The organism is Maricaulis sp. W15 (genome assembly GCF_001924955.1).
Taxonomy (GTDB): Bacteria; Pseudomonadota; Alphaproteobacteria; order Caulobacterales; family Maricaulaceae; genus Maricaulis; species Maricaulis maris.
This window is the reverse complement of sequence record NZ_LQXG01000001.1, coordinates 37611-61072: the sequence shown is the minus strand read 5'-3', so window position 1 is coordinate 61072 and position 23462 is coordinate 37611. Positions and strand designations below refer to the sequence as shown.

At 63.2% G+C, this 23462-nt stretch carries 22 protein-coding genes; 10 read left to right on the top strand and 12 right to left on the bottom strand.

The window, feature by feature from the left end; translation table 11 throughout:
• Positions 1-183: 183 nt before the first annotated feature.
• Together AWH62_RS00215 and AWH62_RS00210 are read right to left on the bottom strand one after the other, a co-directional pair.
• Complete coding sequence (locus AWH62_RS00215) at positions 184-1515, bottom strand: ammonium transporter (protein WP_233128212.1); 1332 nt, start codon at positions 1513-1515, stop codon at positions 184-186.
• Positions 1516-2103: 588 nt separating this feature from the next.
• Positions 2104-2481 carry a YbaN family protein gene (locus tag AWH62_RS00210; protein ID WP_075188451.1) on the bottom strand — a complete coding sequence of 126 codons (378 nt, stop codon included), beginning with the start codon at positions 2479-2481 and terminating at the stop codon, positions 2104-2106.
• A 191-nt stretch (positions 2482-2672) separates the two neighbouring features.
• Here AWH62_RS00210 and AWH62_RS16930 point away from each other — a divergent pair, with 191 nt between their 5' ends.
• From AWH62_RS16930 to leuB, 10 genes are all read left to right on the top strand, one after another.
• On the top strand, positions 2673-2810 hold the full coding sequence (locus AWH62_RS16930) for a hypothetical protein (protein ID WP_158025516.1): 138 nt from the start codon (positions 2673-2675) through the stop codon (positions 2808-2810).
• Positions 2811-2896: 86 nt separating this feature from the next.
• Positions 2897-4621 (top strand): dihydroxy-acid dehydratase, encoded by a 1725-nt coding sequence (locus AWH62_RS00205; protein WP_075188450.1) that lies wholly within the window; start codon positions 2897-2899, stop codon positions 4619-4621.
• Complete coding sequence (gene ilvC, locus AWH62_RS00200) at positions 4618-5634, top strand: ketol-acid reductoisomerase (protein ID WP_075188449.1); 1017 nt, start codon at positions 4618-4620, stop codon at positions 5632-5634. The genes AWH62_RS00205 and ilvC overlap by 4 nt, the downstream gene beginning before the upstream one ends.
• A 33-nt stretch (positions 5635-5667) precedes the next feature.
• Positions 5668-7389 (top strand): acetolactate synthase 2 catalytic subunit, encoded by a 1722-nt coding sequence (gene ilvG, locus AWH62_RS00195; protein ID WP_075188448.1) that lies wholly within the window; start codon positions 5668-5670, stop codon positions 7387-7389.
• 2 nt (positions 7390-7391) lie between these two features.
• The gene (locus AWH62_RS00190) at positions 7392-7712 is read left to right on the top strand and encodes an ACT domain-containing protein (protein ID WP_075188447.1); all 321 of its coding nucleotides are present in this window, start codon (positions 7392-7394) and stop codon (positions 7710-7712) included.
• Complete coding sequence (locus AWH62_RS00185; RefSeq protein WP_075188936.1) at positions 7694-9283, top strand: 2-isopropylmalate synthase; 1590 nt, start codon at positions 7694-7696, stop codon at positions 9281-9283. The genes AWH62_RS00190 and AWH62_RS00185 overlap by 19 nt, the downstream gene beginning before the upstream one ends.
• 14 nt (positions 9284-9297) lie before the next feature.
• Positions 9298-10254 (top strand): branched-chain amino acid transaminase, encoded by a 957-nt coding sequence (locus AWH62_RS00180; protein ID WP_075188446.1) that lies wholly within the window; start codon positions 9298-9300, stop codon positions 10252-10254.
• Entirely contained in the window at positions 10244-11695 is a 1452-nt protein-coding gene (gene leuC, locus AWH62_RS00175) for a 3-isopropylmalate dehydratase large subunit (protein WP_075188445.1), read from the top strand. Before AWH62_RS00180 ends, leuC begins: the two co-directional genes overlap by 11 nt.
• Entirely contained in the window at positions 11688-12275 is a 588-nt protein-coding gene (gene leuD, locus AWH62_RS00170; protein WP_075188444.1) for a 3-isopropylmalate dehydratase small subunit, read from the top strand. The genes leuC and leuD overlap by 8 nt, the downstream gene beginning before the upstream one ends.
• Positions 12272-13333, top strand: coding sequence for a 3-isopropylmalate dehydrogenase (leuB, locus tag AWH62_RS00165; RefSeq protein WP_075188443.1), 1062 nt, complete (start codon positions 12272-12274; stop codon positions 13331-13333). The genes leuD and leuB overlap by 4 nt, the downstream gene beginning before the upstream one ends.
• 454 nt (positions 13334-13787) lie before the next feature.
• On the opposite strand, the gene AWH62_RS00160 is transcribed toward leuB, so the two are convergent.
• The 10 genes from AWH62_RS00160 to AWH62_RS00115 form a co-directional block, all read right to left on the bottom strand.
• Positions 13788-15242, bottom strand: a complete 1455-nt coding sequence (locus AWH62_RS00160) for an ATP-binding protein (RefSeq protein WP_198928849.1) — start codon at positions 15240-15242, stop codon at positions 13788-13790.
• A 510-nt stretch (positions 15243-15752) separates the two neighbouring features.
• Positions 15753-16913, bottom strand: a complete 1161-nt coding sequence (locus AWH62_RS00155) for a dipeptidase (protein ID WP_075188442.1) — start codon at positions 16911-16913, stop codon at positions 15753-15755.
• A gap of 105 nt (positions 16914-17018) precedes the next feature.
• Entirely contained in the window at positions 17019-17921 is a 903-nt protein-coding gene (locus AWH62_RS16665) for a hypothetical protein (protein ID WP_075188934.1), read from the bottom strand.
• A gap of 185 nt (positions 17922-18106) precedes the next feature.
• Positions 18107-18970: an ATP-binding protein gene (locus tag AWH62_RS00145; RefSeq protein WP_075188441.1), complete on the bottom strand. Its 864-nt coding sequence runs from the start codon at positions 18968-18970 to the stop codon at positions 18107-18109.
• Positions 18960-20153: a PP2C family protein-serine/threonine phosphatase gene (locus AWH62_RS00140; RefSeq protein ID WP_075188440.1), complete on the bottom strand. Its 1194-nt coding sequence runs from the start codon at positions 20151-20153 to the stop codon at positions 18960-18962. The genes AWH62_RS00145 and AWH62_RS00140 overlap by 11 nt, the downstream gene beginning before the upstream one ends.
• A 7-nt stretch (positions 20154-20160) precedes the next feature.
• A complete protein-coding gene (locus AWH62_RS00135) occupies positions 20161-20463 on the bottom strand; it encodes an STAS domain-containing protein (protein ID WP_075188439.1) in 303 nt (100 codons plus the stop codon).
• Positions 20464-20520: 57 nt separating this feature from the next.
• Positions 20521-20850: an Hpt domain-containing protein gene (locus AWH62_RS00130; RefSeq protein WP_075188438.1), complete on the bottom strand. Its 330-nt coding sequence runs from the start codon at positions 20848-20850 to the stop codon at positions 20521-20523.
• A 121-nt stretch (positions 20851-20971) separates the two neighbouring features.
• Positions 20972-22015 (bottom strand): LacI family DNA-binding transcriptional regulator, encoded by a 1044-nt coding sequence (locus AWH62_RS00125; RefSeq protein WP_075188437.1) that lies wholly within the window; start codon positions 22013-22015, stop codon positions 20972-20974.
• Positions 22016-22136: 121 nt separating this feature from the next.
• Positions 22137-22808, bottom strand: coding sequence for a ChrR family anti-sigma-E factor (locus tag AWH62_RS00120; RefSeq protein WP_075188436.1), 672 nt, complete (start codon positions 22806-22808; stop codon positions 22137-22139).
• Entirely contained in the window at positions 22805-23389 is a 585-nt protein-coding gene (locus AWH62_RS00115; protein WP_158025515.1) for a sigma-70 family RNA polymerase sigma factor, read from the bottom strand. Before AWH62_RS00115 ends, AWH62_RS00120 begins: the two co-directional genes overlap by 4 nt.
• Between the last annotated feature and the right edge of the window lie 73 nt (positions 23390-23462).

Below are 23462 nucleotides of genomic sequence, written 5' to 3'. Positions count from 1 at the left end.
GGGAGCGCAGCTCTCCCGTTGACCGCGTGACGACCGGCGCGGATTTCAGTGTCTGCAGGGAGGTCGGGCTGGACCGGCGCTCCGGGGTTGATGAAACGGTCTGGCTTGGCTGCGGGACGGCCCCGTCCGGCGGCGGGACCGGATCCGGCGAGACAGGCTCACCGGATCCGGCCACATGTGCCGTTACTGCGCCGGGGCCGACGTCTTTCCCACGTCACTGGCGAAGATCGAGCCGGCATTGTGTCCCAGCTCGGACAGGTCGCCACCGACATTCTCGGCATCCGGTGACAGTCGGATCCCGACCGTGATCTTGAGGACCAGCCAGACGACGAAGCTGGTGGCGAAGACGAAGGCACCGATGGCGCCAACCCCGACCGCCTGACCGAAGAAGGTCGCGTCGGAATTGGTCAGCGGTACTGCCATCGTGCCCCAGATACCGGCGAACAGGTGGACCGGGATGGCGCCGACGACGTCGTCAATGCGGACCAGTTCCAGCAGTTTGGCACCGAATGTCGCGATCACGGCACCCACCGCACCGATGGCGATGGCCTCCATGATGGTCGGCGTCAGCGGCTCGGCGGTGATGGCCACAAGACCGGCGAGGGCGCCGTTGAGGCAATAGGCCAGATTGGCCTTGCCGCCACCGAGCAGCATGGACAGAAGATATGCCGTCACCACACCACCGGCGGCCGCCATATTGGTGTTGGCGAAGATCTGTGAGATCGCGACCGCATCGGCCGATGACCCCAGGGCGAGCTGGGAGGCGCCGTTGAAGCCGAACCAGCCGAACCAGAGGATGAAGGTGCCGAGCGTTGCCAAGGGCAGCGAACCCGGCAGCATCGGCTTGGCGTCTGGGCCGAACCGCCCGGCGCGGGCACCGAGCAGGATGGCACCGGCGAGCGCCGCCCAGCCACCGGTCGAGTGAACGAGGGTGGAGCCAGCAAAATCAGAGAAGCCGAACTCGGCATCCAGCCAGCCGCCGCCCCACTCCCAGCTGCCCTGGATCGGGTAGATCACCGCAGTCAGGACAACGACAAAGATGAAGAAGGGGCCCAGCTTGACCCGTTCGGCGATCGTGCCGGAGACAATCGAAGCCGCAGTGGCCACGAACACCATCTGGAAGAACCAGTCTGATGCCGCCGCATAGCCGGTTCCCAGGTCAATCGCCTCGTCGCTGGCCACCTCGGAGGGAGCCCAGATTTCAGGGATGCCGAAATAGGGGGTCTGCCCGCCATACATGACCTGATAGCCGACCAAGTAGAACATGATGCCGGCGATCGAGTAGAGGGCGATATTTTTCAGGCAGATCGCGGCCGTGTGCTTGGTGCGCACGAAACCGGCTTCCAACATGGCGAACCCGGCCGCCATGAGCATGACCAGGAAACCCCCGATCAGGAATAGAAGCGTGTTGAAAACAAACGCTGTTTCCTCTGACACCTCGGCGTGGGCGGCACCGGTCAAACCGATGCCTGCCACCACGGCGCACAATGCGCCCCTGGCCAGTGTCTTGTTCATCTGTGTTCTGCCAATCATTGGGATCCCCCCGTTCTGGCAACTGCCCCTCACCATCCGGCCTGTCATCAGGTCGCGAACAGGGCTGCGGACTGCCCGCAGCACTTGAAAAAACTTGTCGAGGATCAATGAGTTGACGGTCGCCATACGTGGCGCGCACCAGCGAAAACCCTGTGGTTTCGCCGTCCCTCACGATCCGCACCACATCGCTGTGGTGACGGATCCAATCTGTGCGCTCTGTGGTCAGGTCACCTTGAGGCGACTCTTGATATCATCAGTGTAGGACCCATTATGCTGCATCGCAACAAATTTCTCCGAACGATGCATTTGCGGTGCTTTTTTTCACCGTGGGTCCAAATATTGCTCCGACCTGCAAATTTCTTCTCCGGGAAAGAGGCTGGCGTCGGCCGCCGCCAGCAGTTCAATCCACAGAGTCGCGACATGATCGGATGTCGCCCGAAAATTTGCTGCGCGCGCTCAATGTTCCGTCAACCGGTTAATCAGGATTCCGGTGCTGACGTTTCCCGCTGCACGAAAATGAACAGGCCTGCCTGCCGATGCAGCAAGGTGAACCGGCCGTCACATGGCGCTTCAGGCCTCGTCTTGAGGTCCCTCAGGGCGGCTCAAAATGAAATAGGCGGCACCGGACAGGACCAGCGCCTGTATCGCGATCAGGAGCGGGCGAAGCCCCAGGGCGATGCTGATCAGCAATGCGGCCAGCATCGCGCCAACCGCAAAATACTTGGTCCGCCGGCCAATACTGCCATGGTCATGCCAGTTGCGGATCAAGGGGCCGAACTGCCGGTGCGACAACAGCCAAGCATGCAGGCGAGGCGAGGAGCGGGCGAAGAAAAAGGCCGCAAGCAGGAGAAAGGGTGTCGTCGGCACAAGTGGCAGCACGACACCGGCGATCGCCAGGGCCACAAAGACCAGGCCAAGCCCGCGCCAGATCATGCGTTTCAACCACATCGTGGCAACCTATCCTGTTTCGCGCGCGCGAGCGCGTAGTATTCCAGTGCTCAAAAGCCTCATTCCGGGAATGAACCTGCCGCTTTGTGCCAAAATTTGAGCTTCGGTGCAGTTTTTTTCCAAATCGGGGTTGCCTTAACCAAATTCACCGGTCACGTTGCACCGCAATAGAGTTCTGGAAAGCCGATCTGATGATCACTGCGTACGCCCTGCCGGTTGCACCGGCCGCTGCCCTGACCGGCGAGCGGGCGAACACGCTCGGCCTCCTCCTTCTCGTACTTGTACTTATTATCCCCACCATAACGGGAGCGGTTAGCGCGCCTGCCTGACGAGAGACCTCGGACACGCAGACACAAAAAACCCCGCTCCCGGACACGGAGCGGGGTTTTTTGTGTTTCGAACCACGGAACATGAAATGACCCAGGACCACCGCAAATCCTCAGACGCCATCACGGCAGGCCCGGCCCGCGCGCCGGCCCGTGCCATGTTGCGCGCCACCGGCATGGAGGATGGCGATTTCGACAAACCGATGATCGGGGTGATCAACACCTGGACCACGGTCACGCCCTGCAACATGCATTTGGCCGATCTCGCCGAGCCGGTCCGTGAGGCCGTGCGCGAGGCCGGCGGCCATCCGGTCGACTTCAACACCATCGTTGTCTCCGACGGCATCTCGATGGGCACCGAGGGCATGCGCGCCTCACTGATCTCACGCGAGGTGATCACTGACTCGATCGAGCTGGCGACGCGCGGCCATAGCCTGGACGGCGTGGTCATCCTGGTCGGTTGCGACAAGACCATCCCGGCCGCCGCCATGGCCTTAGCGCGCATGGATGTGCCGGGCTGCATCCTCTATGGCGGCACGATCATGCCCGGCAAGCTGGGCGACCAGGCCCTGTCGATCCAGGACGTGTTCGAGGCCGTCGGTGCCCACGCCGCCGGCACACTCGACGATGCCGGCCTGGCCAAGGTCGAAAAAGCCGCCTGCCCCGGCGCCGGTGCCTGTGGTGGCCAGTTCACGGCCAATACCATGGCCATGATCCTGACCATGCTGGGCCTGTCACCGATGGGCGTGAACGACATCCCGGCGCCGCACCCTGAGAAACCAGCGGCCGCCGCCCGCTGCGGCCGACTGGCTGTCGAATTGGCGAAATCCGGCACCACGCCGCGCCGTTTCATCACCGAAGCCTCCCTGCGCAATGCCGTCATCGCCGCCTCGGCCTCCGGCGGCTCAACCAATGCCGTCCTGCACGTCGCCGCCATCGCGGCTGAAGCGGGTGTGCCGTTCGACATTGCCGAGTTCGACCGCATCTCCAGCCAGGCCCCGGTCATCACCGACTTGAAGCCCGGCGGTCGTTTCCTGGCCCACCACATGTTCCTGGCCGGCGGCTCGCGCCTGTTCGGGCAACGCCTGATCGAGGGCGGTCTCCTGACCGACACACCGACCGTGACCGGTCAGAGCCTGCACGCCGAATGCGCCAGCGCCACCGAGGCCAAAAATCAGCGCGTCATCCACACGGTCGCCAATCCGGTCAAACCCGATGGCGGTTTCCGCATCCTGACCGGCGATCTGGCGCCCGAGGGCGCCGTCTTGAAACTGTCCGGCCATGACCGCTCGGAATTCTCCGGTCCGGCCCGCGTTTTTGAGTGCGAGGAAGATGCCTTCGCCGCCGTCGAGTCCAATTCGGTCAAGGCCGGCGACATCATCATCATCCGCAATGAAGGCCCCAAGGGCGGCCCCGGCATGCGTGAAATGCTGGGCGTCACCGCGGCCTTGGTCGGCCAGGGCCTGGCCGGCGATGTCGCCCTGATCACCGATGGCCGCTTTTCCGGCGCCTCCAAGGGTTTCGTGATCGGCCATGTCAGCCCGGAAGCGGCTGATGGCGGCCCGATCGGCCGGGTCCGCAATGGCGACATGATCCGTATCGATGTCGCCGCCCGCCGGATCGATGTCGAGGCCGATCTGGCCAATCGCCCGCAATCCACCTCCGGCCGGCCCGCACCGACCGGTGTCTTCGCCAAATACGCCGCCCTGGTCGCTTCGGCCTCGCGCGGCGCCACCACCCTCATCGCGCCGTCGCCCGCCAAGGCGTCGCCGCAACCCACAGCCATGCAATCCAAGCAGGAGATGCCCGCATGACCGCGTCCACCCCGTCCCGCCGTGCCGCCTTCGAGGTCGACACGACAGCCTATAAAGCCCAGCCGATCGCCGTGATCGGCTATGGCAGCCAGGGCCGCGCCCACGCCATGAACCTCAAGGAGAGCGGTTTTGACGTGACGGTCGGCGTCCGTCCCGGCGGTGCCGGCGAAACCAAGGCCAAGGCTGATGGCCTGAAGACGGCGACGCCGGACGAAGCCACCAAGGGCGCCAAGCTGATCGCCATCCTGACCCCGGACATGAGCCACGAAGCCCTGTTCCGCGAGTCGATCGCGCCCAACCTGTCGGCCGGCGATGCCGTCCTGTTCGCACACGGTTTCTCGGTCCATTTCGGCCGCGTCACCCCGCCCGAAGGCGTCGACATCATCCTCGTCGCCCCGAAAGGTCCCGGCGATCTGGTCCGTCGTGAATACGAGATCGGGCGCGGCGTGCCCTGCCTGTTCGCGGTCCAGCAGGACGCCACCGGCGAAGCCCGCAATCGGGCGCTGGCCTATACCGCCGGTATTGGCGGCGCCAATTCCGGCATCATCGAAACCACATTTGCCGAAGAGACCGAAACCGACCTGTTCGGCGAGCAGGCCGTCTTGTGCGGCGGTGCGACCGAGCTGGTCATGGCTGGTTATGAGACGCTCGTTGATGCCGGTTACCAGCCGGAAGTTGCCTATTTCGAATGCCTGCACGAGCTCAAGCTGATCGTTGACCTCCTCTATGAGGGCGGCATGGCCAAGATGCATGAATTCATCTCGGAAACGGCCATTTACGGCGATCTGCGCTCGGGCCCGCGCGTCATCAATGACGAGACCCGCGCCCGCATGCGCGAAGTCCTCAAGGACATCCAGGACGGCACATTTGCCCGCGATTGGATCACCGAGAACCAGGCCGGCAAGCCGCAATACCAGGCGCTCCTGCGCAAGGACCTGGAACACCCGATCGAAAAGACCGGCGCCGCCCTGCGCGCCGACATGCCGTGGCTGCAGCCCGGCGCCAATGCCTGACCCGGCCGTGACTGCAAAGAAGGACTGAGTGAGATGACGGCCCTGCCCGCCACCGAAATCGACGACACGGCGACCGCCGCCGCTGCCGCCCGCCCCGCCCCCCGACAGACCGGGGCGCACGCGGTCGTGCGCACGCTGGAAGCCCTGGGTGTCACCCGCGTTTTCGGCTATCCGGGCGGGGCCATCATGCCGGTCTATGACGCGCTGACCGGCTCGTCCCTGCAGCATATCCTGGTCCGCCATGAGCAGGCCGCCGCCTTTGCCGCCGACGCCCAGGCGCGGTTGACCGGCAAGGCCGGCGTCTGCCTGGCGACCTCCGGCCCGGGGGCCACCAACCTGTTGACCGGCATTGCCAATGCCTATCTGGACAGCGTCCCAATGATCATCCTGACCGGCCAGGTTCCGTCCGGGCTGATGGGCACGGATGCCTTCCAGGAAGTCGATGTCTTCGGCATGTCGATGCCGGTCGTCAAACACTCGATCATCATCCGCGACCCGATGCGGATTCCGGAAATGATCGCCGAAGCCTTCGCGATCGCGGAGGGTGGCCGCCCCGGCCCCGTCCTGATCGACCTGCCGAAGGATGTCCTACAAGCCGAGGCGTACCCCACCCTACCCCCAGAGCCTCGGCCTGAGGCCGGGCCGTCGCAGCCGCCTGAATCAGACCTGGCAGCCGCGACGGCCCTGCTGGCCCAATCCAAACGCCCCGTCTTCTATATCGGTGGCGGCGTCACACTTGGCGGCGCGGTCGAGGCCGTGCGTGACTTCATGGCCCGCACCGGAATCCCGACGGTCGCGACGCTGAAGGGGCTGGGCTGTCCGGATCCGGACAGCGAGACCTTTCTGGGCATGTTGGGCATGCATGGCGGCCGCGCCGCCAATGTCGCCGTCGATGAGAGCGATTTGCTGATCTGCTGCGGCGCCCGTTTCGACGATCGGGCGACCGGTCGGCTGGACAGTTTCGCGCCGGGCGCCCGCATCATCCATATTGATGGCGATGCCGCCGAGATCGACAAGCTGCGCCGGGCCGAGATCGGTCTGGCCGGCGACATCACCGCCATCCTGGCCGGCATCACCAATGACTGGTTGGGCATCGCCGAATGGCGTGATGCCTGTGTCGATCGCAAACATCGCCACGCCTTTCGCTATGACGCGCCCGGATCCGGCGTCTACGCCCCGGCCATGCTGAAACAATTATCAGAGGCGGCCGGTGACGATTTCATCGCCGCCTGCGATGTCGGCCAGCACCAGATGTGGGTCGCCCAGCATTGCCGCTTCTCGCGCCCGGAACATCATCTGACCTCGGCCGGTCTGGGGGCCATGGGCTATGGCCTGCCGGCCGGGATCGGGGCTGCCATGACGCGGCCCGACGCCAAGGTCGTCACCATCACCGGCGACGGCTCGATCATGATGAATATCCAGGAGCTGGCGACCGCCCGCCGCTATGGCGTGCCGGTCAAGATCCTGCTGCTGGACAATGCCTCGCTGGGCCTGGTCCGGCAGTGGCAGGAATATTTCTTCGACCAGAATTTCTCCGAGATCGACCTCTACGACAATCCCGATTTCGCGGAAGTGGCCCATGCCTTCGGCATCGAGGCCTTCACCGTTCACAGCCGCGAGGAAGTTCCCGCGGCCATCGACCGCCTGCTCAACGCCCGCGGCCCGATCCTCGCGCATGTCCTGATCGACCCGCGCGAGAATGTCTGGCCGCTGGTGCCGCCGGGCGCGTCCAATGCCGACATGATGGAGGACTGATCATGCGCACCTCTCTTCGTATTGAACTCGCTGACGCCGAAGGCGCCCTGATGCGGCTTATCGGTCTTGTGGAACGCCGCGGCTTCACCATCGCCACACTCGACAAAGATGCGGCCAGCAATGGTCAGTCGACTGTCACCATGACGCTCGATGCCCGTGACGGCGCCCGCAACATGGACGTGCTGGCGCGCCAGGTCGCGCGCCTGCTCGACGTGCGCGGCGTCTTCACCCGTGACAACCACCCCCAGATTGCACCGGAGATCGCAGCCCAGGCGGCTGGCGGTCCGGACCGATGGAGACAAGCATGTCCGCCCCGACACTGAGACCCGTAAACAGCCCGCAGCCGGACCGGTTGCAAATCTTCGACACCACGCTGCGCGATGGTGAACAGGCGCCCGGCTTCTCGATGAATCCGGCGGAAAAACTGGAGATCGCCCGCCTGCTCGAAGCCATGCGCGTCGACACGATCGAGGCCGGCTTTGCCGCCGCTTCACCGGGCGACAGCGAAGCCATCCGCCTGATTGCCTCGGAAATCCGCAATTCGACCCTGTGCTCGCTGGCCCGTGCCACCGAGAAAGATATCGATGCAGCGGCCATCGCGCTGGAACCGGCTCGCCGCAAGCGCTTGCACATCTTCCTGGCCACCAGCCCGATCCACCGTGAAGCCAAGCTGCGCATGTCGCGACGCGAAGTGCTGCAGACCATCGAACGCTGCCTCAAGCACGCCGCCGGAACCTTCGACGAAATCGAGTTTTCCGCCGAGGACGCGCTGCGCACGGAGCCTGACTTCCTGGTCGAGGCGATGAGCTGCGCCGCGGCCCATGGCGCCGACGTGCTGAATGTGCCGGACACGGTCGGCTATTCCGAACCGGACGAGATCCGCGCCGTGTTCGAACGCCTGATCGCCAAGGTCGAGCGCCCCGAGCACGTGATCTTCTCGGCCCATTGCCACAATGATCTCGGCCTCGCCGTCTCCAACTCGCTGGCCGCCGTCAAGGGCGGCGCCCGCCAGGTCGAGTGCGCCATCAACGGGATCGGCGAGCGGGCCGGCAATTGCTCGCTCGAAGAGATCGTCATGGCGCTGCAGGTGCGGGCCGACATCTTCCCGGCCATCAGCCATGTCGATGCGACCAAGATCTGGGCCGCCAGCCAGCGCCTGTCGCGGGTGACCGGTGCCCCCGTGGCGCCGAACAAGGCGATTGTTGGCAAGAATGCCTTCGCCCATGAGGCCGGCATCCACCAACACGGCATGATCTCGGATCGCCGCACCTATGAAATCATGACCCCGGAAAGCGTCGGCGCGCCCGGTTCGGCCCTGGTGCTCGGCAAGCATTCCGGCAAGCACGCTTTGGTCCAGCGCCTGGCCAAGCTGGGTTATCAGCCCGACCCGGACAAGCTGAACCAGGTCTTCAAGGACTTCAAACATCTCGCCGACGAGCTGGGCGAGGTCAACGATGCCGACCTGGTCGCCATGATGGAGGGCTTTTCGCCCAGCGGCTCACGCTGGACCGTTCTGCGCACCGAGCTGCGCACCACGGCCGGTCGCCAACCGAAACAGTTTGCCCGGGTAGAGCTGGAACATCCCGACCGGGGTCGTGTCTCCGACATTGCGTCCGGCGACGGCCCGATGGCGGCGGCCTTCGCGGCGGTGCAACGCATCACCGGCACTGACGCGACCGTGATCGGATTGGAAACGCGGATGCGTTCGACCACCACTGGCCGTGAATTTGTTGCCGATATCAGCGTCGACATCGCCGGCGAGACCTTCTCCGGCCGTGCCCGCGGCCCTGATGTCGTTACCGCAGCGATCGACTCGTTGCTCTTCACCCTCGATCGCGGCGAGGCCTATGGCCGGGCCGACATGACCCAAAAACAACCGGCCGCGGCCGTCTGACAGGACTTGAAACAATGGCTATCCAGGAAACCGACTTCATCTGGCGCAATGGCGAACTGATCGACTGGCACGAAGCCCAGACCCATATTCTCTCGCACGCCTTGCATTACGGCTCCTCGGTGTTCGAGGGAATCCGCTGCTACAACACGCCAACCGGCCCGCAGATCTTCCGGCTGACCGACCATGTCCGGCGCCTGTTCAACAGCGCCAAGGTCTATCACATGCCGATCAATCACACCGAGGAAGAGGTCGAAGCGGCCTGCCGCATGGTGATCCGCGCCAACCATCTCAAGGACGCCTATATCCGCCCGGTCGCCTTTTTCGGCTATGGCGGGATCGGCGTGCTGCCGGGCGCAGATACGAAGCCGGAAATCTGCGTCGCGGCCTTCCCCTGGGGCGCTTATCTGGGCGAGGAAGCCCTGACCAAGGGCGTCGATTGCTGCATCTCCTCGTGGAGCCGCCCGGCCCCCAACACCATCCCGACCGGCGCCAAGGCCGGCGGCAATTATATCTCCTCCATGCTGATCAGCCATGAAGCCCATTCGCGCGGCTTTGACGAAGGCATCGGGCTGGACGTCAACGGGCTGGTTTCCGAAGGCGCTGGCGAGAATATCTTCGTGGTCTCCGACGGGGTCATCCGCACCCCGCCGAGCTCGGCCTCCATCCTGTCGGGCCTGACCCGCGACAGCGTCATCAAGCTGGCTGAGGCGGAAGGCTTTGACGTGCGCGAGCAAACCCTGTCGCGCGAGAGCCTGTATTTCGCCGACGAGATCTTCTTCACCGGTACGGCGGCCGAGATCACCCCGGTCCGCTCGGTCGACGGACATGTCGTGCGCGCCGGTGGCCGCGGCCCCATCGCCGAGCTGATGCAGGACCGTTTCTTCGGCCTGTTCTCGGGCAAGACGCCGGACCGGCATGGCTGGCTGCAGCCGGTCCAGGACAATGCGATGGAGGTTCAGCATGTCGCCTGAGACTGAGCGCGCAGGCACGATGACGGACTCCGGCCCGCGCTCGCTGTTCGACAAGGTCTGGGAGGCTCACCAGGTCCGCGCCGAAACGGCCGAGACGCCGGGCCTGCTCTATATCGACCTGCACCTGGTGCACGAGGTCACCTCGCCGCAGGCCTTCTCCGTGCTCGATGAGCGCGGCCTGGCCGTGCGCCGTCCCGACCGCACCCTGGCGACGATCGACCATTCGACACCGACGCTGGATTTCGCGCCCGGCGACACGCCGCCCTATGCGACAGCGGCGGCGCAAAGCCAGGTCGAGCGGCTGCAGGACAATACGAAAAAGCATGGCATCACCCTGCATGGCTGGGGCAGCGGCCATCGCGGCGTCGTGCATGTGATCGGCCCCGAACTCGGTGCGACGCAGCCGGGCATGACAATTGTCTGCGGCGACAGCCATACCGCCACCCATGGCGCGTTCGGGGCGCTGGCTTTCGGCATCGGCACGACGGAAGTCGGTCATGTCCTGGCGTCGCAATGCCTGTTGCAACGCAAGCCAAAATCGATGCGGGTCACCGTCGATGGTGAGGTCGCGAAGGGTATTTCCGCCAAGGACATCATCCTCGCCGTGATTGCCGAAATCGGCGTCGATGGCGGCACGGGCTGCGTGATCGAATATGCCGGCAGCGCCATTGAGGCACTCGACATGGAAGGCCGGATGACGGTCTGCAACATGTCGATCGAAGCCGGCGCCCGGGCCGGCATGATCGCGCCGGACGAAACGACATTCGACTGGCTGAAAGGCCGGGAACACTGCCCGTCTGGCGCCGGCTGGGACCAAGCCGTCGAGGGCTGGCGCGCACTGCGCAGTGATCCGGGCGCGCATTTCGACCATGAAATCATGATCGACGCCGCCAGTATCCGGCCGATGGTGACCTGGGGCACGGCGCCGGATACCGGCATTGCCGTCAACACGCCGATCCCGCAGCCGCGCAGCGCCTCGCACAGGAAAGCCCTGACCTATATGGGCCTGGAAGCCGGCAAGCCAGTCGCCGGCGCCAAGGTCGATCAGGTCTTCATCGGCTCCTGCACCAATTCGCGCATCACCGATCTGCGCGAGGCAGCGACCATCATGAGCGGACGCCGCGTCGCCGAGGGCGTCCGCGCCCTCGTCGTCCCCGGTTCGGTCGCTGTCCGGGCGCAAGCCGAAGCCGAAGGGCTGGACCGAATCTTCACCGCGGCCGGCGCCGAATGGCGCCAGCCGGGCTGCTCCATGTGCATCGCGATGAATGGCGATCGCGGTGAGCCGGGCCAGCTGGTCGTCTCGACCTCGAACCGCAATTTTGAAGGCCGTCAGGGACCGGGCGTGCGCACCGTGCTGGCCAGTCCGGCCACCGCTGCGGCGGCGGCCATTGCCGGTCATGTCATCGACCCGGCCGAGCTGATGGAGCCCGCCCATGCCTGATCAAATCGACGATATCCGCCAGATCGACAGCCGCACCTTCGTGATCGACCAGGAGGACATCGACACCGACCAGATCATCCCGGCCCGCTTCCTGACCACCACCAGCCGCGACGGGCTGGGCAGGCTGGCCTTCCATGACTGGCGTTATGATGGCGAGGGCAAGCCGCTGGACGCGGTCTCGCTGAACAGTCTCGACACGGCCGAATGCCGCGTGCTGGTTGCCGGGCGCAATTTCGGCTGCGGCTCGTCGCGCGAACATGCCCCGTGGGCGTTGCATGATTTCGGCTTCCGGGCGGTCATCTCCAGCGAGTTTGCCGATATTTTCCGCTCCAACTCGGCCCGCAACGGACTGTTGCCGATCGTGGCGCCGGAAGCGGCGCATAACTGGCTGCTGGAAAATCCCGGCGTCGCGATCAAGGTCGACCTGGCCAGCCAGCATGTCGATCTGGGCAATGGTCCCAGTTTCGACTTCGCCATCGAACCCTTTGCCAAACACTGCCTGATGGAGGGCACCGATCCGCTCGGCTTCCTGATGAGCCATGCCGATGCGATCGACGCATATGAGGCCGACCACGCATGACCTACCGCATCACACTCCTGCCCGGCGACGGGATCGGACCGGAAATCACCGCTGTCGCCCGCGCCGTGCTGGACTATGTCGCCGCGCTTGAAGGCTTTGGCGTCACCTTCGAGACCTGCGCCTTTGGCGGCGCCTCGATCGATGAATTCGGCGAACCGCTGACCGAGGCCACACTGGCGACCTGTCGGGCCTCGGACGCGATCTTCCTCGGCGCGGTCGGTGGACCGAAATGGGACCGGGCCGATGTCCGCCCGGAAGCGGGCCTGCTGGCCCTGCGCAAGGCGCTTGGCGTCTATGCCAATCTGCGACCAGCCGCCGTGCATCCGGCCCTGGCCGGCAAATCCCCCCTGCGCCCGGACCTGGTGGCCGGCACCGATCTCCTGATCGTGCGCGAGCTGACCGGCGGGATTTATTTCGGGACGCGCGAGCGCAGCGCCGGCAGCGCCAGCGACACCTGCACCTATTCGCGCGGCGAGATCGAGCGGGTCGCCCGCATCGCCTTCCAGCAGGCCCGTCTGCGGCGCGGCAAGCTGACCTCGGTCGACAAGGCCAATGTGCTGGAAACCAGCCGTCTGTGGCGCGAAACCGTCTCCGAGATGGGCGCCCGCGACTTCCCCGATATCGAGCTCGACCACATGTATGTCGACGCCGCCGCCATGCACATGCTGCGCGCCCCGGCGAGCTTTGACGTCATCGTCACCGAAAACATGTTCGGCGACATCCTCTCCGACGAAGCCTCCATGCTCCCCGGCTCGATCGGCCTGTTAGGCTCGGCCTCGCTAGGCGACCAGAAGCCGGGCCTCTTCGAACCCATCCACGGCTCGGCCCCCGACATCGCCGGCCAGGACAAGGCCAACCCCTTCGGCGCCATCGAGGCAGCGGCGCAATTGCTGGAAAGCCTGGACGAGACGGGGGCGGCAAGACGGATCCGCGACGCTGTTGATGCCATGCATCAGGCGGGTGAGTGGACGGGGGATCTGGGTGGATCGCTGAGCTGTTCGCAGGCTGGGGTGAAGCTGGTGGAGCGCCTGGAGGCGGAGGCTGTGGCGGCGGAGTAGGGGGTGGCGGGGGTGTCGAATTTTGGCGTGTGAGAGGACGGTGTCGGCTTTGGTGCGCGAGGGAACGAAGCGATGCGCACGGCTCTAAGGTTTGGCGATACCGCTCAATCCTGAGACAGGACACCATGTGACCAAGTGGGTACAGGACGTTGTTCAGCGGCGTCACTAGGACAAGGGCTATTGGCGCGCAACACCCGAGTTCGCCAGATTATTCCTCGAATTCGAGCGTTGTCGACGTTGAGCTTGCCTGCCCATCTATTTTGCAACTTGAAATTGATCCACCTGGCGCGCCGGTCAAATAACCATCAAGAAACGCCAATCACACCAATCAATTGTTTTAATTGATTTAATTCTGCCAATCACACTCCAACATGAGCGATCAATTGCTTAAGAATCAAATAACATATGGAATCTATCGGGAACGTAATGACATCAGGCCTAGCTAGCACGCGACTTAAGCCCAAAACGGAACATAACGTGCGTTTCGATTCCCCTGTTCGGGATCGTAAGGCTTAATAGCCCCAGCATCTTGAGCCTCCCGGATAATACGTGACGCCTGCGCACTATTCTTCTGTGCAATACCGAACCGTTTACGCAAGCTAGTATTAGTCATAGCCTCGCGCTGCACGTGCTTCAAACAGGCATGAAGATAACAAGCGTGGACCCGCTCTTCGCGATCCATATCCTTGAAATCCTTGTGTGCGAATAGGACGGCTCGGAAAGCCCCTTCGCTTACCTCCCAACGCGGGGGCGGAAGCTGATAGAACTCCGTTTCGAAAACAACCTTATCTACGCCGCTACCCCGCTCTTCGCACAGACCAATTCTCCGCATGAAGGCCGCAAGCGCTTCGTTTCGAGACCGAGGTGCCTGGTCCAAAAGGCGGCGGACATCGCCCAACGGCTCGCCCGGATTAGTAATCTCAACGCGGTCTTCAAACATTTCGACCATCGGCCCAGCACCGGAGATCGTAAAATCCTGATGAATAAGTGCATTCGCGATCAACTCCCGCAATGCCAAGTCGGGATACATCGCGACGTCTTCACGAAATGCATCGCCGACCACTTCGTTGCGTGGCAGAAGGGCTTTCAAGAAGCCGACAAGCGCCTCAAAACCGATAGCATAGCCTCGCCTGCCCTCGTGCTCCCGCTCCGTCTTGATCCGCCCCTTGCCTCCATAAACTACCAAACGAACAGCTTTGCGATTCACCGTAGGAAACTTGCTGAGGTCATTGGCGAACAGGATCGCACCCAAGTTAGTTATATCCCAATGACCGGCGTCATTCGGCTTCACCATCCTGTCTTCTTCAAGTGCTCGAAGCACCGCGCGTTGATCGTCCGGAACCGGCAGCTTTTGAAGGCCGAAGAACGCTGCAGTATCAAGCAATCCGGCTACGCTTGCGCCGCTCTGGTCAGTTAATGCCGACTGCAACTCAAATGGCGTTTGGTCAAAGCACCGCCACAGGGCGCGTTCCTTTTCAGGCACATCGCGTAAAGCACGGTTGGTGGAGCCCACTCTAATCAGCTCCTTGCCGGCAAAGGCTGTTGGCTGCACGCGGGCCGTCGGTATCTGAAGTACAACTACCGACTCCCCATCAATGACCCCAGAGTGGAATTGGATGTTGATACGAGGCGCGAGCATCTGGACCAGCCAGCTCTCAAGGTCCTGGTTTCCTTTTTTGGCCGCCCCGGGAACGAACGATGTGCCCACAAGTTCATGTGCCGCGTCTCGTACCCCCCAAACAATCCAAGCCGACTCCTTGCCTTCCAGAGTCGCCGCATTCGAAAGTGAAGCAATCAAATCGCCGATCATCTGCGGGTCGCAATTGTTTTCCTTGAACTCTGCCCAAGAGGTTTCTGAAGGCAAAGCTCGAAGCTCTCGAACTAACCGTTCGAACTGATCTTGATCCACGCCTAAGACCCCATTGATACGCCGGCAGCGCTACATGTTAACCGCTTCAACGTGTAAACGAATTCAATCGACGGGTCGCCCCCGACCTGCGTTGTTCGTGAACGATCTTACGTCGCCCCGAAACCCGCACTAGGCCGAACCCGCGCCGCATCATCGCCCAGGCGCCGCCCGAAAATGCGAAGAGATGAGCCGCGATGAACTTGACGCCGATGTCATAACCCAGCGATGCCGTATCAATGTTCACACAAGCCCCCTTATACCCTCATAGAGGCAGACACACATCAAGGCAGCAAAAGTCGAGCGCCATGCGGCGAGGACACTTAACCCAAGGCCACGCGACGACTTGGTACATGGAGTTAGACAACGCGCCATGTATCAAACAAACGGACAAGCATAACGCATTGAAATAAAACAGCCTTAAAGAGCGCTAAAATTCTCCCACGCCCTTCTCCTGGGCACCATATTTTGATTTCACCGGAAGCCCCCACCCTGCATCAAACCAACACCCCCCTACCCCGGCAAATTCTCCAAAAAGAACCGCACCGTATTCTCGCCCATGACTTGGCGGATGTCGCTTTCGGTCAGGCCGGCGGCGAGGAGGCGGTCGGTGAGGACGGCGTATTCGGAGGCGTCGAAGGTGGTGGTGACGGTGCCGTCATAGTCGGAGCCGAGGGCGACATGGTCGATGCCGACCAGCTCGATGGCGGCCAGCAGGGTGGCGGCGACGCCTTCGGGGCTGTCGTCGCAGGTGACATCGGCCCAGAAGCCGATGCCGATCAGCCCGCCGCCGGCGGCGATGCGCTGCATCAGGGCGTCGGGGATGTTGCGCTTGACCTCGCAATGGCCGTGCACGCCGGTATGGGAGACCACGAGCGGGCTGTCGGTCATGGCCAGGACCTCCTCAACGACTTGCGGCGAGGAATGGGCGACATCGATGATCAGGCCGCGCTCATCCATGCGGCGGATGACGTCGCGGCCGAAATCCGTCAGCCCGGCATTCGAGACGCCGTGCAGCGAGCCGCCAAGCTCATTGTCGAAGAAATGCTGCAGGCCGAGCATGCGGTAGCCGGCCTCCCACAACACATCGATATTGGCGAGATCGCCCTCGAGCGGGTGGGCGCCTTCGGTCTCGAGGAGGCCGGCCAGGGCGGTCGGATCGGTTTCGCGCGCGGCGAGGACGGCCTCGAGATCGGCGCGGGTCCGCACCACGGTGAAACTGTCATCGCGGTCGGCCAGGCGGTTGAGGCGGTCGGCATGGTAGACGGCACGTTCGAGGATTGAGTCCCAGGTCCGCATCGGCCAGCGCTGGACGATTGCGAGGGCGGTGATGTCGTCACTGTCGGCGGTATTGCTGTCATAATTCTGGCCGGACGGGGTCTTGGTGACGCTGGCGAAGACCTGCAGCGCCACACCGCCGGCGCGCAGGCGCGGCAGGTCGGTATGACCGCGATCATTCCAGCGCGTCGGGTCGCGCATCCACAGCAGCATGTCGGAGTGAAGATCGGCGACGCGGAGGGTTTCGTGCAGGGCCTCGGCCTCACCGCTCAGCTCATAGGGGGCGTGCGGCGTGACGACATTCATGCCGTCATCAATGCGCGCCGGGACAATTCCGAAGATTGTGATCGCGGCGCCGAGGATGACCACCAGGATGATGCCGAAGAAGATACGCATGATGACCCCGCCCGATTTTGAGGCTCAAAGCCATAGACCGGAACGGCGCACGAAAAAAGGGCGGCCGCTTGCCAGCGACCGCCCCTGTCTCAAAACCGCGAAGACCTATTCGCTGTAAAGCTCCGAGATCGACAGCGTGGCCTGGGCATTATCGCCCTGGCTGTAGGAGCCGATCCAGATGTCATAGGTGCCCGACTGGGCGTTGTTGAAGGTCAGCGCCGGATTGAGGCCAGCATTGCCGCCATCATCATCGCAATGCCAGTTCCCGTTGGGATCATTGACCAAAATCGTCGTGTCAGAGCTGGACGCCGCCGACAGGATCAGGGGCAGCGAGCCAGCGGTGAAGCTGAGCTCGAAATCCGGGGCCGCCGAGACCCAGCCACGGCAACCCGTGCGCACCGAGTCGGCGCGGTAGCTGCCGCCGGAGATGATGTTGACGCGATAGGGGTCCGGCGTGAAACCGCCGCGCAGACTGGCCGAGCCGAAATTGGACTGCAGCGACCAGTCAATTCCACCCATATTGCCCTGTGACGGCTGGCCACCGGCCATGCCGAGTTCGGACACGGACAGCGTTGCCTGGGCATAATCGCCTTCGGAATAGGAACCGACCCAGATGTCATAGCGGCCCGATTGCGGATTGTTGAAGGTCAGGCTCGGATTGAGGCCTTCACCGCTGTCATCATCGCAGTACCAATTGCCATAGGGGCCATTGACCACAAGCGTGGTGTCGGAGCTCGACACCGAACCGATGGTCAGATCGAACATATTGCCGGCCTGGTAATAGACCGAATAGTCCGGCGCATTGGCGATCCAGCCACGGCAGGAGCTGGAGATGTTGCTGGCCCGCAATTGGCCACCCGATGTGAGTGTCACATTGTACGGGTCCGGCGTGAAACCGGCGCTCAGATTGACGGAGCCGAAACTCGGCGGAGCCGACGTGTCCTGAGCAATGGCGGCTCCGGCCAGCAGCACAGATGCCACCACACTCGTGAAAATTTGGGTTTTCATCATGATCCCCTTCCCCCCAGACAGCGCGAAACGCCCCTGCGTTTCGATCCCACCCCTGGTCTGGTGCAGATTAGGGGCATTTTCGACTGAACCAAAGCTGAACGCGAGAATATTCGAATCTACGGGAAACCTGCCCGCGTCGACGCGATCTGCGACAGCAATGCCGGAATGACGAACGGGCGGCGCTAGGCAGGTTCAATCAGGATGGTCGCTTCCACCAGGTTTCCGGCGCCGTGATAGGTCAGCGAGGAGAAGGACAGGTCCCGCGCCATGGCAATACCGCGGCCACGATAGCCATCGCCCGGCGCGCTGCTCGTGAGATAACGCGCATGATCAAAGCCGGCGCCCTCATCCTGAACCGTGAGTGATATGATGCGCTCGCTGCGCTGAAAGGTGACGTTGACCACACGGTCAGCGAAAGCGGGATCGTTGAGCCGTTTTTCGATTTCCTCGCGCCAGCGCCCGGACATCAGGAGTTCCTGTTTCATCGCGGCATCGATTTCGAGATTGCCGTGCTCAACGGCATTGATCAGCAATTCCTGAAGCCCGATCGCAACCAGGTCGGCATTGGGACAGGCGAGCGCCAGCATGGTGGCCAGATTGCGTGCCTCATCGAGCGTGCGCAGCACGAACTGGCCGGTGATGATGGTGCCGATCGCCGACTTGCGCCGGGCGACATCGGCTTTCAGGGTCATCACCTGGTCGTGGAAATCCTTGGCCGCGCGCAGGACAGACTTCACGGCCTCGATGCCGACATCCGCCGCGAGGACGAAATCGGCCCGCACGTCAGCCGACGGGTCGGCGGTGATCAGGATCGATTGCAGGACACCGGCCGCGTGTGCACCCGCCGTTTCAATGTCGGCATGATGCGCATCATCGACGATGACCAGGCCGATCGTCGCCCCCTCCGGCAAAACATCCACCGTGGTCACAGAGTCCCGAAAGCGCTCGGCAAAACAGGCCAAAACCGCCGCTGCCATTTGCGGGTCGGCCAAGCGAACCCAGATGCCGTCTTCGACGGCACCGGCGAGGGCGGCATCAGACGTCACCCGTGACCTCCAGCAGCATGAGCGTCAGATCGTCCCGGCGCTGCGCCATCTCGTCGGCAAAGACCCGGTTTATCAGCGCCTGGTGAAAATCGGCGCCGGTGGCAGATGCGAGCACCTCACGCGCCAGCGCCGCCATGTCGTGCGGATCCAGCGACTCTTCGGGCACGTCGAAATTCTCGTACAGGGCATCGCTGTAAAGCAGGACATGATCACCGACAGCCAGTCGCGCCGAATGGGTATCGTAGGTCACGCCTTCCCGGCAGCCCAGGATAAGTCCCGACCCATCAAGCGGCCGCCACTCGCCGCCCGCCTCCAGAAGGATCGGAGGCGGCGCGCCAGCAGCGGCGTAGTCCAACCGTCCGCCGGCGACATCAACCACGCCATAGAAGGCCGTCGCGAAATGCCCGATCGACAGCATCTGGCAGAGATCATCATTCAATGCCGCCAGCCACTTGCCCGGATCACCCCGGTCGCGACGCCGCGCCTCGGCCAGCATGTGAACGCGAAAGGCGTTGATCGCGGCAGCGACGCCATGGCCGGACAGGTCAACCATGAACAGGCCGAACCGGCTCGCATCGATCTCGAACACCTGCCACAAATCGCCGCCGAGCTGGTTGGACGCCTGATAGAAAGTGGTCAACGCCGCGCCGCGCGGCTGGGCGATGGCGGCGACATCGGCGTCGGACTTGAGCAAGGAGACCTGCATCGACTCGGCGGCCCGGAGTTCATCCTCCATCCGCCGCTGATAGGTCTGCAGGCTGTCGATCATGCGCCGCCGCTCGAGATGAAGGCGGACGCGCGACACCAGCTCATGGGCGTGAATCGGCTTGGAGACGATATCCGAAGCGCCGGCATCAAAGGCCGAGGCCCGCTGGTCGGCATCCTGCAGGCCGGACTGGATCAGGATCGGGATGTTGAGGCCCAGACGACCCCGTGCCTGGCGGCAGACCTCGAACCCGTCCATGCGCGGCATCACGATATCGAGGAGGATCATGTCGACCGGTTCGCTTTCAAGGCGCTCGACCGCCTCGATGCCATCGCTGGCAAACAGGAGATTGGTGAAGCCGGCCGCATTGAGCACCGAACCGATCAGAAGGCGGGACGAGCGAAGATCATCGACGACCAGGATCACCGCGTCATCATCGACGCAGCGGCTGGTGGAAGATTGCGGATCGCCTCCCATCGCGTCGTCAATCAACCGGGATCAGCTGGTCGATCTTCGAGAGTTCGATCACCTTGGCGACATGCCCGGTCACACCCGACAGACGCAGCGACTTGCCGCATCGCCCCGCCTTGTCATTGGCCAACAACAACATGCCGATCCCGGCCGAGTCGATCATCCGTGTGGTCGCCAGCGACAGCTCGACGGTCGCCGGTGCGCAATCGGCGATTTCGGCCACGACCTGACGGAATTTCTCATGATCATCAAAGGTGAGCACGCCCGAGATCGAAACAAGGAAACGATCTCCGCGGGTTTCACAACGATAGTCCATGGCATTCTCCCAATCTGTCATGTGCGCAGCCTGGCAGACAACCAGCTGCGGCCAGCCTCAAGACGCAGCTTCCAGACGCACAATTGACCGGTCGAGGATGGCGGCGAGATCGGAACCCGGATCAGACCCGTCGCGCTCAAGCTGACCGGCGATCACGCTGAGCTGCACCAGTCCGATATTGGCAGCCGCCCCTTTGAGAGCGTGCGCATGCGCGCGCGCCTGGTCGAAATCGGCGCCGGCATGAGCCTGCTTGTACGCCTCGGCGAGAGACCGCAGATCGGTCACGAACTGATCCCGCATGCCCGAAAAGGCATCATGCCCGACAGCATCGATCAGGCCCTGGATGATCGTTGGGTCCACTTCCGGATGGTCTTGCCAATTGCTCAAATCAGGTCTCCGTCACTGCAGGCCAAGCCTCGTGCCATGGCATGGCAGACAATTGTCCACCGGTTTGCCGCCGGCACGAAGCCACCGTTGCAGCTTGGCCGCTGTCGACCGGTTTGTGAAGCTAGCGGGCAGGTCCGGTCGACGAGTCACGGATCACGATTTCGGACCGGATTTCACACCGGGCGACGGCATTCTCATCGCCATTGAGATGGCTGGCCAACAGCTCGACGGCGGCACTCGACATGTCGGAAATCGGTTGCCGGACCGTGGTCAGTTGCGGCCAGATCGCGGTCGCGGTCTGGGTGTCGTCAAAGCCGACCACGGTCAGGTCACGCGGCACGTCCAGCGCATGCTTGTGTGCCAGCGCAATCACCGCCACGGCCATGTCGTCATTCGAGGCAAAAATCGCGGTCGGGCGCTGTTCGAGTGACAGCAGCACATCGGCCGCCTCAAGACCGGACTTGTAGGTAAACGCCCCGGCGGCGATCAACGCCGGATCACTTTCGATCCCGTGCGCCGCCAGGCCTTCAAGGAAGCCGGCATGACGTTCACGGCTGGCACCGTGCTCGGTCGGTCCGAGAATGAAACCGATCCGCGTATGGCCAAGGCCGATCAGATATTCGGTCATCCGGCGCGCTGCTGCCCGGTCATCGGTCAGGATACAGGGCGCCCGGTCTATGTCTGTATCGGGCGCAATGCGGACATAGGGGATGCCGGCCTCGGCAACGGCATCAAGAACGTCAGGATGATCACAGACCGGCGGCGGCATGATCACGCCGTCGAAATTGGAAGTCCGCAGCATGTCAGCGATCTGGCTGGTCCAGTCCTCGTCTGCGGCACCGCAACTCTCCAGCACCAGATGATAGCCCGAGGAGCGGCAGCGATTGAGGGCGCCGATCAGCAATTCGCTGATATAGCCGGCGCTGGGATTGTCATACAGCAAGCCGATGAAATAGGCGTTGGCGCGCGCCAGATTGCGGGCAGACAGATTGGGACGGTAGTTCAGCTCGAGAATGGCCGACTGGACCCGTTCGCGCGTTGCCGGGCGGACATTGGGCTCAGCGTTCAGCACGCGTGACACCGTCATCGCCGAGACGCCAGCGGCGTTGGCCACGTCCTTGATCGTCGCTCCGGACTGCTTGTTCGCCCGCGTCTTCACACTCATGCTGACCGTCACCCCGGCACCTGACGAAATCACGTGATCCGTGATGGTAGCGCAAACGCATGGCGCCCGCACCCGCCTTCGTCACTCGCGCAAAAGCCCAGGCGGGCCGCACCTCGCCGGATCAGAGTCCGGTAAAGACCTGAAATGCCCGCAAAAGCGGGTTGGCAAATCGCAACTTGCCATGCGTCAGGGCCAGACAGACACAAACGCCGGACGGGTCAATGCGGATATCGTGCTCGATATCGGGATGCGCCTCTTCAACATCGCCGCGACGATATTCCTGGTCCCCGTCCCAGAAACTGCCTTTCAGCACCAGGGTGAGTTCAGATCCGTTGTGACCATGGTGCGGGATCGCCACCCCGGGCTCAGCCTTGAGCAGCCACAAATTGGTGTCTCCCTCGCCCCGCCACAGGATCGCCTTGCGAAGTCCGGGACCGAGAAACTCCCATTTCACACGCACACCGGTTTCCGCGAGATAGGTCTTCAGGGCCTGTGGAACATCGATACCGTCGAGTTCCCCGGGCAACTCAAATGCCGGCGTCTCGGCAGGAACGACATCGTCCGCCTCGGCCAGGGCCAGCAAATCATCGGCATTGAAGGGCAGGGCTTGTCCGGCCGGCAGACGCTCCAACAAAACGCCACCGACACGATCCAGCCTGGCGACACGTTCACTGGCATCTTCATTGAGTTCAACATGCGAACGAACGAGCACGGCCTCCGCTTCGCTGGCCAGCGAACCGGCCGCGAAATCAAGATACCAGGCATCGTCAAGCACGTGACCGCGTTGGGTCATTCCAGTTCTCCAAGGGTGGTCTTCAGCTTGCTCATGGCCAGCCGTATGCGGGATTTGACGGTTCCGAGCGGCACATTCAGCCGCTCGGAGATTTCACTGTGGGAAAGGCCTTCATTGAAGGCCATCGCGACAACCTCGCGCTGGTCCGCTGAGAGACTTTCGAGCGCCGCACCGACCGTCTCGGCAGACTCGGCCTGTTCAAACAGAAGGTCCGCCGCCGGCATCGGGACCGGCTGCAGCGACGGGTCGGTTTCGTCCATTTTGCTGGCGCGCTGAGCCTTGCGGAATTGGTCGATGTGCTGGTTGCGCGCGATCGTGTAAATCCATGTCGAGGCAGCGGCCTTGGCCGGGTCATAACTCGCCGCACGCCGCCAGACGGCCAGCATCACGTCCTGGGTCAGATCGTCCGCCTGCGCCGGAGCCAGTCTCCGTTGCAACAGGAAGGCCCGGATACGCGGCGCAAAATGATCAAACACGACGCGAAACGCAGCCCGGTCGTGTGTCTGACCCACCCGCACCAAAAGGGCTGACATTTCCCGGGCCGCATCCGAAAGGGTCGGCCTGTCCGTCATGTCCGTCATGCGCCCCTTTCCCGGGTCGACGGCCCGGCTCCGGGCCGGACGAATGGATATCTCGGCCGCAGCGTACATGCTT